This window comes from Pseudoduganella sp. jia 12 (assembly GCF_055502675.1).
In genome coordinates, this window is sequence record NZ_JBUXKP010000006.1 from 309,174 (window position 1) to 322,131 (window position 12,958).

The 12,958-nt window shown below is 63.4% G+C and carries 8 protein-coding genes and 1 tRNA gene; 8 read left to right on the forward strand and 1 reads right to left on the reverse strand.

The features are described from left to right. Positions 1 to 3: 3 nt before the first annotated feature. Entirely contained in the window at positions 4 to 1,062 is a 1,059-nt protein-coding gene (locus ACY65G_RS15725) for a 3-deoxy-7-phosphoheptulonate synthase (RefSeq protein WP_464998254.1), read from the reverse strand. Positions 1,063 to 1,147: 85 nt separating this feature from the next. Between ACY65G_RS15725 and ybiB the strand changes: the two genes are divergently transcribed. The 8 genes from ybiB to ACY65G_RS15765 all read left to right on the forward strand — a co-directional run bounded on the left by ybiB (position 1,148) and on the right by ACY65G_RS15765 (position 12,937). Continuing rightward, complete coding sequence (ybiB, locus tag ACY65G_RS15730; RefSeq protein WP_464998255.1) at positions 1,148 to 2,158, forward strand: DNA-binding protein YbiB; 1,011 nt, start codon at positions 1,148 to 1,150, stop codon at positions 2,156 to 2,158. 222 nt (positions 2,159 to 2,380) lie between these two features. After that, on the forward strand, positions 2,381 to 3,589 hold the full coding sequence (locus ACY65G_RS15735) for a BaiN/RdsA family NAD(P)/FAD-dependent oxidoreductase (protein ID WP_464998256.1): 1,209 nt from the start codon (positions 2,381 to 2,383) through the stop codon (positions 3,587 to 3,589). 170 nt (positions 3,590 to 3,759) lie between these two features. Continuing rightward, positions 3,760 to 3,972, forward strand: a complete 213-nt coding sequence (gene rpsU / locus ACY65G_RS15740; protein WP_005665410.1) for a 30S ribosomal protein S21 — start codon at positions 3,760 to 3,762, stop codon at positions 3,970 to 3,972. Positions 3,973 to 4,114: 142 nt separating this feature from the next. Further along, positions 4,115 to 4,564, forward strand: coding sequence for a GatB/YqeY domain-containing protein (locus ACY65G_RS15745; RefSeq protein ID WP_464998257.1), 450 nt, complete (start codon positions 4,115 to 4,117; stop codon positions 4,562 to 4,564). Between the two features lie 118 nt (positions 4,565 to 4,682). Then, the gene (gene dnaG / locus ACY65G_RS15750) at positions 4,683 to 6,479 is read left to right on the forward strand and encodes a DNA primase (RefSeq protein ID WP_464998258.1); all 1,797 of its coding nucleotides are present in this window, start codon (positions 4,683 to 4,685) and stop codon (positions 6,477 to 6,479) included. A 567-nt stretch (positions 6,480 to 7,046) separates the two neighbouring features. Continuing rightward, entirely contained in the window at positions 7,047 to 9,272 is a 2,226-nt protein-coding gene (rpoD, locus tag ACY65G_RS15755) for an RNA polymerase sigma factor RpoD (RefSeq protein ID WP_464998259.1), read from the forward strand. Between the two features lie 150 nt (positions 9,273 to 9,422). After that, positions 9,423 to 9,501: transfer RNA gene (locus ACY65G_RS15760), tRNA-Ile, on the forward strand. 358 nt (positions 9,502 to 9,859) lie between these two features. Next, a complete protein-coding gene (locus ACY65G_RS15765; RefSeq protein ID WP_464998260.1) occupies positions 9,860 to 12,937 on the forward strand; it encodes a diguanylate cyclase domain-containing protein in 3,078 nt (1,025 codons plus the stop codon). Positions 12,938 to 12,958: the final 21 nt, after the last annotated feature.

The window sequence follows — 12,958 nt, forward strand, 5'->3', positions numbered from 1 at the left end:
GGCTTACGGGCGGCGGCGCAGTTCCGCATCCGCCTGCTTCAGCATCTGCACCGTGGTCTCCCAGTCGATGCACGCATCGGTGACCGAGCAGCCATAGACCAGTTCGGACAGGTCGGCCGGGATCTTCTGGTTGCCGGCGCAGATGTTCGACTCGATCATCACGCCCACCAGCGACCGGTTGCCGTGCACGATCTGGTTCGTCACGTCCGTCATCACCAGCGGCTGCAGTTCCGGCTTCTTGTAGCTGTTCGCATGCGAGCAGTCGACCACGATATTGGCCGGCAGCTTCGCCTTTGCCAGCGCCTGTTCGGCGATGGTCACCGACACGGAATCGTAGTTCGGCCGGCCATCGCCGCCGCGCAGCACCACGTGGCCATAGGCATTGCCGCGCGTGCGCACCACGGACACGTTGCCCTCGCCGTTAATGCCCAGGAACGCGTGCGGGTTGGCGGCCGAGAGGATCGCATTGATGGCGATGCCGATGTCGCCGTCGGTGCCGTTCTTGAAGCCGACCGGCGTCGACAGGCCGGACGACATTTCGCGGTGCGTCTGCGATTCGGTGGTGCGTGCGCCGATCGCGGTCCACGCGATCAGGTCGCCCAGGTATTGCGGCGAGATCGGATCGAGCGCTTCGGTCGCGGTCGGCAAGCCCAGCTCGCACACGTCCAGCAGGAACTGGCGCGCCTTTTCCATGCCGATGTCCACGCGGAACGAATCGTCCATGAACGGATCGTTGATGTAGCCCTTCCAGCCGGTGGTCGTGCGCGGCTTCTCGAAATACACGCGCATCACCAGCAGCATCGTGTCCTTGACCTCTTCCTGCAGTGCCTTCAGGCGGCGCGCATAGTCCAGTCCGGCCACCGGGTCGTGGATCGAGCACGGGCCCACCACCACGAACAGGCGCTTGTCCTTGCGATCGAGGATGTTGCGCAGGTCTTCGCGGCCTTTGGTCACGGTGGCCGAGGCCTTTTCCGTCAGGGGCAGTTTCGCGTGCAGTTCGGCCGGGGTGGGCATGGACGCGAACGAGGTAACGTTGATGTTTTCGAGGTCGAGGGCAATCATGGCTTCATCTCTTCAAGGCTCTGGCGGCTTCAGGTTTTCTTATGGGTAGTCGATTAGTGTAGCCGAAATGCGGTAAGCTGTTTCCATGAGTATCGAAAACACATCTTCTTCCACCTTGCCACCCGCTTCGGCCCCCGCATTGCCGCCTTTCGTTGCCGCCCCGTTCATCAAGGAAATCGGCCGTGGTGTCAAAGGCGCGCGCAGCATGAGTCGCGCCGATGCCACCATGCTGTATGCCGCCATGCTGGATGGCCGCATCTCCGACCTGGAAATGGGCGGCATCCTGCTGGCAATGCGCATCAAGGGCGAGTCCGTCGACGAACTGGCGGGCTTCCTCGATGCCGCCGAAGCCTCGTTCACGCCGCTGCGGGCACCCACCGGCCCGTATGCCCCGGTACTGATTCCCACCTATAACGGTGCCCGCAAGATGGCGAACCTGACAGCGCTGCTGGCGCTGCTGCTGGCCCGCGAAGGCGTGCCGGTGCTGGTGCACGGCGTGCCGCACGACGTGGGCCGCATCGCCACCGCCGAGGTGCTGGCCGAACTGGGCATCACTGCCGCCGCCACGGCCGAAGCGGCGGAACGCGCGCTGGCCGACGGCCATGTCGGCTTCATCACGATCGATACGCTGGCGCCAAAGCTGGCCCATCAGCTGGAACTGCGGCGCATCCTCGGCGTGCGCAATTCCACGCACACGATCGTCAAGATCCTGCAACCATTTGCCGGCCCGGCCCTGCGGCTGGTGTCGTATACCCATCCGGAATACCTGGAAACGCTGGGCGAGTACTTCACCACCGCGGCGCCGCACGCCCGTGGCGACGCCTTCCTGATGCGCGGCACCGAAGGCGAGACCGTTGCCAACGCCACCAAGGCGCAGAAGATCGACTGGTTCCATGATGGCGAACGCACCGTGCTGGTCGAACGGCAGATGATCGCCGAAGTCGCGCCTGATCTGCCCGAGGACAAGAGCGCTGCCGCCACCGCCGCGTGGATCCGATCCGTGCTGCGCGGCGACCTGCCCGTGCCCGATCCCATCGCGCAGCAGATTGGCCATATCGTCAACGTGGCCCGCGAGTTGCGTTCCCGCCACGGCTGAGTTCGCGTCCACCTTGGGGTCAACCCTGAAAACGGACACGAGCTCTACCATCGATTTCTGCTGGGTCCGTGTCCACCTTGGGGTCAACCCTGAAATTGGACACGAGCTCAACCATTAACTGAAGCTGAGTCCGTGTCCGAAAATGGGGCTGACCCCACGGTGGACACGAGCCGAGCAGTACCGATTCGCGTAGAATGCCCGGTTTGATTGCGGGCGGATGTGATGGCGGAACAGTTTGACGTGGTAGTGATCGGCGCGGGCGCGGCCGGGATGATGTGCGCGGCGGCGGCGGGGCAGCGGGGCAAGCGCGTCGTGCTGGTCGACCATGCGGAAAAGCTCGCCGAGAAGATCCGCATTTCCGGCGGCGGCCGCTGCAATTTCACCAATATCAACGCGGGGCCGGCGAATTTCCTGTCGGAGAACCCGCATTTCGCCAAGAGCGCGCTGTCGCGCTACACGCCGCAGGATTTCCTTGCCCTGGTCAGGAAATACCGCATCGCGCACCACGAAAAGCATAAAGGCCAGCTGTTCTGCGACGATTCCGCCGAGCAGATCATCGACATGCTGAAAGCCGAATGCAACGCCGGCAACGTGCGCTGGCGCATGCCGGCCACCGTGCAGGGCGTGGCAGCGGAAGGCGAACGCTTCCTGGTCCAGACCAGTGCCGGCCTCATCGACACGGCATCCGTCGTGATCGCCACCGGCGGCTTGTCGATCCCCAAGATCGGCGCCACCGATTTCGGCTACCGCATCGCCCGGCAATTCGACCTGGCCATCGTGGAGCCGCGCCCGGCACTCGTGCCGCTCACGTTCGATGCCCAGCAATGGCAGCCGTTCGTGCCGCTGGCCGGCGTGTCGCTGGAGGTCGATGTCGAGACCGGCACCCTGAAAGGCCGCAAGGCCACCGGCGCGCGTTTCCGCGAAGACCTGCTGTTCACGCACCGCGGCCTGTCCGGCCCGGCCATCCTGCAGATTTCCAGCTTCTGGCAACCGGGCACGCCCATCACGATCAACCTGCTGCCCGAGCTGGACGTTGCGGCCACGCTGATCGAAGGGAAGGGCACGATCAAGAAGCACCTAGGCAATGTGCTGGCGCAGTGGCTGCCGTCGCGACTGGCCGATGGCTTACTGCAGGCGCACGGCTTCAGCGCCGATGCGCGCCTGGCCGACCTGCAGGATGCCCAGTTGCGCCGCTTCGGCCAGGCCATCAACGCGTGGACCATCACGCCCAACGGTTCCGAAGGCTACCGCAAGGCCGAGGTCACGCGCGGCGGCGTCGATACCAAGGAGCTGTCGCAGCAAACGATGATGGCCAACAAGGTGCCCGGCCTGTATTTCATCGGCGAGTCCGTGGATGTCACGGGGTGGCTGGGAGGCTACAACTTCCAGTGGGCCTGGGCATCGGGAATGGCTGCCGGGCTGGCAGTCTGATATCATTCGTGACCCGGCAACGTTGCAGCAGCCGGGGTTCTGATGAGTTCGGATGTATTCGCGTAACAGCGTCGGATATTAGCGGGTAGGCACGAAGCCTCTTGTTCATCTGGACAAATAGTGCTAACATCGCTGTCTTCCTAAAAACCCTCTAACGGTTTGAATTTTACATGACCACTATCCGCCTTAAAGAAAACGAGCCGTTCGAAGTTGCCATGCGCCGCTTCAAGCGCACCATCGAAAAAACCGGTCTGCTGACCGAACTGCGCGCACGCGAGTTCTACGAAAAGCCGACCGCCGAGCGCAAGCGCAAGCTGGCCGCTGCCGTGAAGCGTCATTACAAGCGCATCCGCAGCCAGCAACTGCCGAAGAAGCTGTACTAATTCTCGGATTCGCATCGGCCCGTCGACGGCGCTTTTCGCCTCCGGTCCGTTTGCGTGTCGCGATCGCCCGCTCCGGCATTGTCCGCAGCGGGTTTTCGTTTTTACCGAAACGTTTTATCGAATACTTTAGCCCGAGGACCCCATGAGCCTGAAAGCCCAGATCACCGATGACATGAAAGCCGCGATGCGCGCCAAGGAAGCCGGCAAGCTGGCCACGATCCGCCTGATCCTGGCCGACATCAAGCGCAAGGAAGTCGATGAACAGATCGAGCTGAACGATACCCAGGTGCTGGCCGTCGTCGAAAAGATGATCAAGCAGCGCAAGGATTCGATCACGCAATTCGAAGCGGGTGGCCGTGCCGACCTGGCCGACATCGAAAAGGCCGAACTGGCCGTGCTGGCCGCCTACATGCCTGCCGGCCTGTCGGACGACGAAGTCGCCGCCGAAGTGAAGGCAGCCGTGGCCGAATCCGGCGCCGCGGGTCCGCAGGACATGGGCAAGGTCATGGCCATCCTGAAGCCGAAGCTGGCCGGCCGTGCCGACATGACCGCGGTCTCCGGTCTCGTCAAGAAGGCACTGACGGGCGCCTGAGCCCAGGGGTTTGCCAACCTGTTTGCCAACCCTGACGCCGTTGAGCTGGATCAATATCCGGCCAGACACGGCGTTATAGGCTGATTTGTAACAATATGGAAGAACCGCGGTTGCCACAGTGATTCCACAATCCTTCATTTCCGACCTGCTGAACCGCGTCGACATCGTGGACGTGGTCGGGCGCTACGTGCAGCTGAAAAAAGGCGGCGCCAATTTCCAGGGCCTGTGCCCGTTCCACAACGAAAAATCGCCCAGCTTCACGGTCAGCGCCACGAAGCAGTTCTACCACTGCTTCGGCTGCCAGGCGCACGGCACCGCGATCGGCTTCCTGATCGAATATTCCGGCATGGGCTTCGTCGATGCCGTGAAAGACCTGGCGCAGAGCGTGGGCATGATCGTGCCCGAGGCGGACGACAAGATCCCGCCCGCCCAGCGCGCGCAGATGCAGGCGCAAAGCCTGGCGCTGTCCGAGGCGATGACGCTCTCCGCCGATTTCTATAAAGCCCAGTTGCGCAAGGCGCCGGCCGCCATCGCCTACCTGAAGGGGCGCGGCCTGACGGGAGAAATCGCGGCCCGTTTCGCGCTCGGCTACGCGCCCGAAGGCTGGGACAACCTGCGCGCCGTGTTCCCCCAATACGATGCGCCGGTGCTGGCCGAAGCCGGCCTCGTCATCGACAAGGTCGACGAGGAAGGCCGTCACATCAAGCGCTACGACCGGTTCCGCGAGCGCGTGATGTTCCCGATCCGCAATACCAAAGGGCAGGTGATCGCCTTTGGCGGGCGCATCATGGAACAGGGCGAGCCAAAGTACTTGAATTCCCCGGAAACGCCTTTATTTTCAAAAGGTTCGGAACTGTATGGCTTGTTCGAGGCACGCCAGGCGATCCGCGATGCCGGTTATGTGCTGGTGACCGAGGGCTACATGGATGTCGTTGCGCTGGCCCAGATGGGCTTCCCGCAGGCAGTGGCCACGCTAGGCACTGCTTGCACGACTGTTCACGTGCAGAAACTGTTGCGTCAAACCGACAACGTGGTCTTCAGTTTCGACGGCGACCGGGCCGGCCGCAAGGCGGCCCGGCGCGCGCTGGAAGCCTGCCTGCCGTATGCGGCCGACGACAAGACGATCAAGTTCCTGTTCCTGCCGTCGGAGCACGACCCGGACAGCTATATCCGCGAATTCGGCGCCGAAGGGTTCGAGCAGCAGGTGCAGGAAGCCATGCCGCTGTCGCAGTTTCTGCTGCGCGAAGCGGCGGGCGAGCACGACCTGAACGAACCCGAAGGCCGCGCCCGCGTGCAGTTCGACGCGAAGCCGATGTTGCAGGCCATGGCGCCGTCGGCACTGCGCCTGCAAATCGTGCGCGGGCTGGCATCGATGACGCAGAGCACGCCGGGCGAGATCGAGGTGCTGTTCGAGTTGTCGAAACCGGTGGCGGCCAGCCGCCGCGCGCCGCCGAAGAGCAAGCGGCAGGAGCCGGTTGGGCTGGAGCTGAAGATCATCCGCGCCATCGTCACGCACCCGTCCCTGGCGCTGCAACTGGACGAGTCGGCACTGGAAGCGTTCCGCCAGTTCGGGCCCGAGCAGTGCGAGCACCTGGTGCACCTGGTGGGCACGGCGCAAGCGCTGGGCGAGGGCGCCACGTTTGCCGCGCTGGCCCAGCAAATGAAGGAAGAGGGGGCGGAATACGATGCGCTCATCGGTGAAATCGCCGCCGCCGAAGAACCGGAGATCGAGGGCGAACGCCTGTGGCTGAAGGCCACGGTGCGCCAGTTGAAGGAGCAGACGGTGAGAGCGGAACTGGATCAGATTATGTCGGGAGGGAAGCTCACCGATGAGCTGCGTATCCGGTATCACGAATTAAAAGCCATCCAGGACATGTTATCGCGCGAAGAACAGTCGGCGATGAGTAACCGATAATCAGCAATCATCCTGGAAAGCGGTGCCAAGGCCGCACTTCTAGCGTTAAAAAACTGGCGTGCTATAATAAAACGCTAAGTATTTCAATACCTTGGCAGGTTTCTTCAGTTCAGAATTTGTGTTTGTTTTCAGTAAGTTGGGCTCATGACCGGCATGAAATGCCGCATTCGCATCAGGAATGCGGCCGCGTGTCGGAGGCCGGGTCCGGACTTGGTTGAGACGGCGCGAGTTTCTTGTCGCCGGGCAGGCAAAACAGCCTGCACCCTCACACCATTCGTGCCCCTAGCCCCCACGCGCAGTCATACAGTAGAATTTCTGCAAACATGGCCGTTCGTTAACATAGTTGTTCGTTGACGTTGGCGGTTGCCGGCAGCGTCAGGACTGTCGCCGGGAATGAGCAGGAAAGTTTTGTAGCAGTGCCGGATGGAGGAGTCCCGCAGTGTTTTCATGCATGGGGCTCCGGGGATTACGGCATCATCCTAACCCGTAAAGCAAGTCGTTGTGACATCGAAAGCGCCTGTGCCAGCAAAGAAACCTGAAACCAACGCGGCTATAAAGCCCAGCAAAGTGACCGCCAAGGCAGCCAAGACGGCCGACAAGTCGGAGATCAGCACGGAAGCGAGTGCGGATCCGCGCGCGCCCGCGGCACCCCCGGCGGTGAGCCAGACCACGGACGCGGCCACCCTCGCGGCGATCGACACGTCCGGTTACGTGCTCCCGTCCGTGAAGGTGCCGGGCCGGCGCGGCCGCAAGCCCAAGGAATTCCAGCCCGAGAACGATGAAGTCGCCGCGCTGAACGCCGTCGAGCGTGCCGAACTGAAGGCCGTGGACAAGGCGAAAGCCAAGGACCGCAAGGCCAAGGAAAAGGCGCTGCTGAAGGATGCGTTCTCGTCGGATACGGAAGCCACCGAGGAAGAACTCGAGCGCCGCCGCCAGAAACTGAAAACGCTGATCAAGTTCGGCAAGGAACGCGGCTTCCTTACCTATGCCGAGATCAACGACCACCTGCCGGACAACATCGTCGACCCGGAAGCGATCGAAGGCATCATCGGCACGTTCAACGACATGGGCATTGCCGTGTACGAACACGCGCCCGATGCGGAAACGCTGCTGCTGTCCGATAACGTTGCCACCGTGACCAGCGACGACGAGGCGGAAGCCGCGGCCGAGGCCGCGCTGTCCACCGTCGACTCCGACTTCGGCCGCACGACCGACCCGGTGCGCATGTACATGCGTGAAATGGGCTCCGTCGAGCTGCTGACGCGCGAAGGCGAGATCGAGATCGCGAAACGCATCGAGGACGGCCTGAAGGACATGATCCAGGCCATCTCCGCCTGCCCGGTCACGATCGCCGAAATCATCGCCACCTCCGACCGCATCCGTCACGACGAGATCAAGATCGACGAGATCGTCGACGGCCTCGTCGATGAAAACGAGGATGCCCCCGCGCCACCGGCGCCGCCGGCTGCGGCCTCCGACGAGGATGACGACGAAGAGGAAGGGGAAGAAGAGGAAGCCGAGGAAGAAGAAGAGGGCGCCGCCTCCGGCGCGGCGGCAGGCTATTCGGCCGAACAGCTCGAGAACCTGAAGAACAATGCCCTGGCCAAGTTCGACGAGATCGCCAACCAGTTCGACAAGATGCGCAAGGCCTTCGAGAAGGAAGGCTACAGCTCGAAGTCCTATGTGAAAGCGCAGGATGCGATCTCGAACGAACTGCTGGGCATCCGCTTCACGGCCAAGGTCGTGGAAAAGCTGTGCGACACGCTGCGCGGCCAGGTCGACGAAGTGCGCCACATCGAGAAGCAGATCCTCGACGTGGCCGTGAACAAGTGCGGCATGCCGCGCGCCCACTTCATCAAGGTCTTCCCGGGCAACGAAACGAACCTGGAATGGGTCGACGGCGAAGTGGCCGCCGGCCACGCGTACAGCGCGATCCTGGGCCGTAACATTCCCACGATCAAGGAACTGCAGCAGCGCCTGATCGACCTGCAGGCGCGCGTGGTGCTGCCGCTGCCGGACCTGCGCAACATCAACCGCCAGATGGCGGCCGGTGAAATGAAGGCGCGCAAGGCCAAGCGTGAAATGACGGAAGCGAACTTGCGTCTCGTGATCTCGATCGCGAAGAAGTACACGAACCGCGGCCTGCAATTCCTCGATCTCATCCAGGAAGGCAATATCGGCCTGATGAAGGCCGTGGACAAATTCGAGTACCGTCGTGGCTACAAATTCTCCACGTACGCCACGTGGTGGATCCGCCAGGCCATCACGCGCTCGATCGCCGACCAGGCGCGCACGATCCGCATCCCGGTGCACATGATCGAGACGATCAACAAGATGAACCGGATCAGTCGCCAGATCCTGCAGGAAACCGGCGCCGAGCCCGATCCGGCCACCTTGGCGATCAAGATGGAGATGCCGGAAGACAAGATCCGCAAGATCATGAAGATCGCCAAGGAACCGATTTCGATGGAAACGCCGATCGGCGACGACGACGATTCCCACCTGGGCGACTTCATCGAGGACAACAACACCCTCGCGCCATCGGATGCGGCCCTGCACGCCTCCATGCGCGGCGTGGTGAAGGACGTGCTCGATTCGCTGACCCCGCGGGAAGCGAAAGTGCTGCGCATGCGCTTCGGCATCGAAATGTCGACCGACCACACGCTGGAAGAAGTGGGCAAGCAGTTCGACGTGACGCGCGAGCGCATCCGGCAGATCGAAGCAAAGGCGCTGCGCAAGCTGCGCCACCCGTCCCGGTCGGACAAGTTGAAGAGCTTCCTGGAAGGGAATTGAGCAGTTTAAGTCTTGACGGGAGCCGGTGCAGGCCCTATTCTGCCGTGTTCGTTTCGTAGTGTTTTACTTAACGAATCCGTGCCAGGGCAGGGCGTATCGGCTCCAGCACATCCGCATCACGCATTCGCATGATGCACCCGCACTACCTCAGGGCCTCTAGCTCATGCTTGGTTAGAGCAGCGGACTCATAATCCGTTGGTGCCGTGTTCGACTCACGGGAGGCCTACCAATCCCCTGTCGCCATATCGATCAACCAGCCTGCTGGCGAATCCTGCGCCCGCACCCGACAGCGTTCTTTCGTTGCCGCAGCATGTCGATTCCTCCCACTACGCATCCGGCCATCCGCCCCCAGCAACAGCGTCCCATGGCCGGCACGCAACTGTTCCGAATCCCCCCACGAGCCATGTCATGCCACGGCATTTCACCGAACTGCGCTATGCTCGGACTTCCATGCCGGAGGCGGCAATAGTCCAGGAGAAGTCGAAGGTGAGCATTGCCAGCACAGCCTGTAGCATTCGCACCCGGCACGCGGATTTCGGCACAGATACGGTATATGATTATTCCATGTGGAAATAAAAATTACCAAGATGCCTTATCTGCGCCGATATTTCACCTGCCTGCCCCTGCTTGCCCTGCTGGCACTGCTCTGGCTTTCCCCGATCGTTAACGTGTCAGCGGCAGCGGCAGCGCCCGCGCCGTGGTCCACGCTGGCCCACACGTCGTTCATCCATCAGAAGGCGCCATCGCTGGGCGTGGGCATCGCCCTGGCACAGGATCGCCAGGGATACATCTGGCTCGGCACGCAGACCGGCCTGATGCGCTGGGATGGATTTCAGTTCCGGCGCTATCAGGCGGCGCCTGGAAAACCCGGCTCGCTGCCGGACAGCTACATTCTCAGCCTGCGCGTCGACAGTGCCGGTCGCCTGTGGATCGGTACCAACAGCGGCGGCATTGCCCGCTACGATGCCGCGCAGGACAGCTTCATCGCCGTGGGCGTGGGGGAGGGCGGCCTGAGTCATGTCCAGGTGACCTCGATGGCCGAGGATGGCAAAGGCGGCATGTGGGTGGGGACCGGCGGGGGGCTGGAACGCATCGATGCAGCGGGCGTGGTGCATGACGCGCACAGCGGTGCGCCACAGATCGACAGCGCGGCGCTGTTCAACAGCGGCATCGAGTCGCTGCTGCGCGATCGCAGTGGAACGCTGTGGATCGGCACGAAAAAAGGCTTGTGGCGGCGCAACGCGGATGACCAGTCGGCGGTGCCGGTGCGCCTGCCGGTCGAAGGCGTCAACCAGCCAACGGTCACCAGGCTATACCAGGATAGCGCCGGCAGGGTCTGGATCGGCACGCGTGCAAGCGGCGCTTTCGTGCAAAACGATGCAAGCCAGGGCCCGGTCGGGTTGCGCGAGTCGCCGGCACCGTCCACCTTGCAGAACGAGCGGATTTTCTCCATCGTGGAGAAGACCGCCGGCGTGATATGGCTGGGTACGGAAGGCGGTGGCATCGTCGAAGTCGACGTGGAACGCGGGCGCACGCGTCGTATCAGGCACAACGCGGAAATCGCGGACAGCCTGATCGACGATGACGTGGGTGCACTGTTGCGCGATCACAGCGGGCAGATATTCGCCGCCACGATGGATGGCCTCAGCCAGCACGACCCGCGCACCAACGGTGTCATCACGATCCGCTCGCTGGGAAGCCCCATGAAGCTCGACGTGCCCAGCGTGCTGGCACGGCCGGATGGCAGCGTATGCTTCGGTGTCATGACGGGAAAGATCGTGATCGTCGACCCGAACCTTGGCGTCATCGGCGAACTGGCGCCGGCGACCGGCACGGGAACCAGGGGGTTGCCGAAGAGCCGCATCCTGGCGATGGCCAACGGACCCGGCGACACGGTGTTCATCGCCACCCAGCACGGTGTGTTTCGCAGTACGGCGAACGGTCGCGACATCCGGCGCTTCGAGATTCCCGGGAGACCCGGCGACAGTCCGGCCTGGAGCCTGGCCTGGCACGACGGCGTGCTGTGGTTGGGCGGGCTGGACGGTATCTGGGGCGTAAAGATGACGCCGGACGGATCGACGCAGGTCGTTCGCCATGAGGACCGTGCGCTGGGCGACTCGCGTGTCACGGCAATCCTGCCACTGGGCGATGGCGGCGTCTGGATCGGTACCATGGCAGGCTTGGCCCGGCTGGACACCGGGACCGGCGTGGTGGAGCGCGTGCCGCTCGATCCTGCCGACCAGCCGGACGCGCCGGGCAACTATGTGTCGTCGATCATCCAGGACGCCAGGGGGCGCATCTGGATTTCCACCTTCTCCGCCGGCATCGCCGTGCTGGAAGGCACCGATGCGCAGGGACGGCGCAGGTTCCGCCGCTTCGGTACCGCTGAAGGTCTTCCCGACAATGGCGTGAACGCCCTGGTGCAGGATGCCGCTGGCCGGATCTGGATCAGCACCGACAACGGCCTGGCGGGGATCGATGCAGGTACGTTCGCCATACGAAAACTCGGCATCGAGGACGGCCTGCAGGTGTCGGCGTACTGGATCGGCGCAGGAGTGCGAACACCAGCGGGAGACATCGTGTTCGGCGGCGTCTCCGGCGTGACCGTCCTGCGGCCGGATCGCCTGAAGCGGCCCGGCTATCGGGCCTCCATGGCTATCACGCGGGTGTCCCTGGGCGGAAGAACGATGAAATCGGTGCCGTCGAACGGGGGCGCCGGCATGCCGCTGCAGATCGCGCCGGACGAGCGCGAACGTGGCATTGCACTGGAGTTCTCCGCGCTCGATTTCGCACCGCCCGGCTACCGCCACTATGCCTACAGGCTCGATGGCTTCGACCGGGGCTGGATCGAAACCACCGCCATGCCGCCCCGCGCAAGCTACACCAACCTGCCGCCGGGAAAATACACGCTCGAACTGCGCGGCACCGCGGACGGCAGCGAGGACGCCATCCTGCGCGTCCCCGTCGTCGCGCTGCCCGCCTGGCACCAGAAAGACTGGGTGCGCGTCCTGGGGGGACTGTGCGTGCTGCTCCTGCTCGTGCTGCTGATGCAGGCCCGTACCTCGCTGCTGCGCCGGAAAAAACGCGAACTGGAAGCGATCGTTGCCGGCCGCACAGCCGAGTTGCGGGCCACCCAGGCCCGGCTCGAGGAAATGGCCTACGGCGACACGCTGACGGGCTTGCCGAACCGGCGCCTGTTCAACGATACGCTGCGCCGCATGACCGCGCAGGCGGCGCGTGGCGGCCAGCCGTTCGCCCTGCTGCTGGTCGATCTCGATCATTTCAAGTCGGTCAACGACACGCTGGGGCACGATGCCGGCGACGCGCTGCTCGTCACTGCCGCGGAACGCCTCCGGTCATGCGTGCGGGAAGGCGATCTCGTCGCGCGCCTGGGCGGGGACGAGTTCGCGATCCTGCTGGCACCGGGCTACGTACCCGCGGTCGTGCGGGATATTTGCGAGCGGATCGTGGCCGCCATCGCCACGCCGGTCATCCATGGCACGCACACGATGCAGATCAGCGCGAGCGTTGGCGTGGCGGGCTATGCAAAGGAGCAGGGCAGCGCGGAGCAGCTCTACAAATGCGCCGACATCGCGCTCTACCAATCCAAGGAGGCGGGGCGCAATACCTGGTCGCTGTATGCGGCCCTGGAGTCCGCGCGGTAGAACGGCTCGCGGCAAGACTGT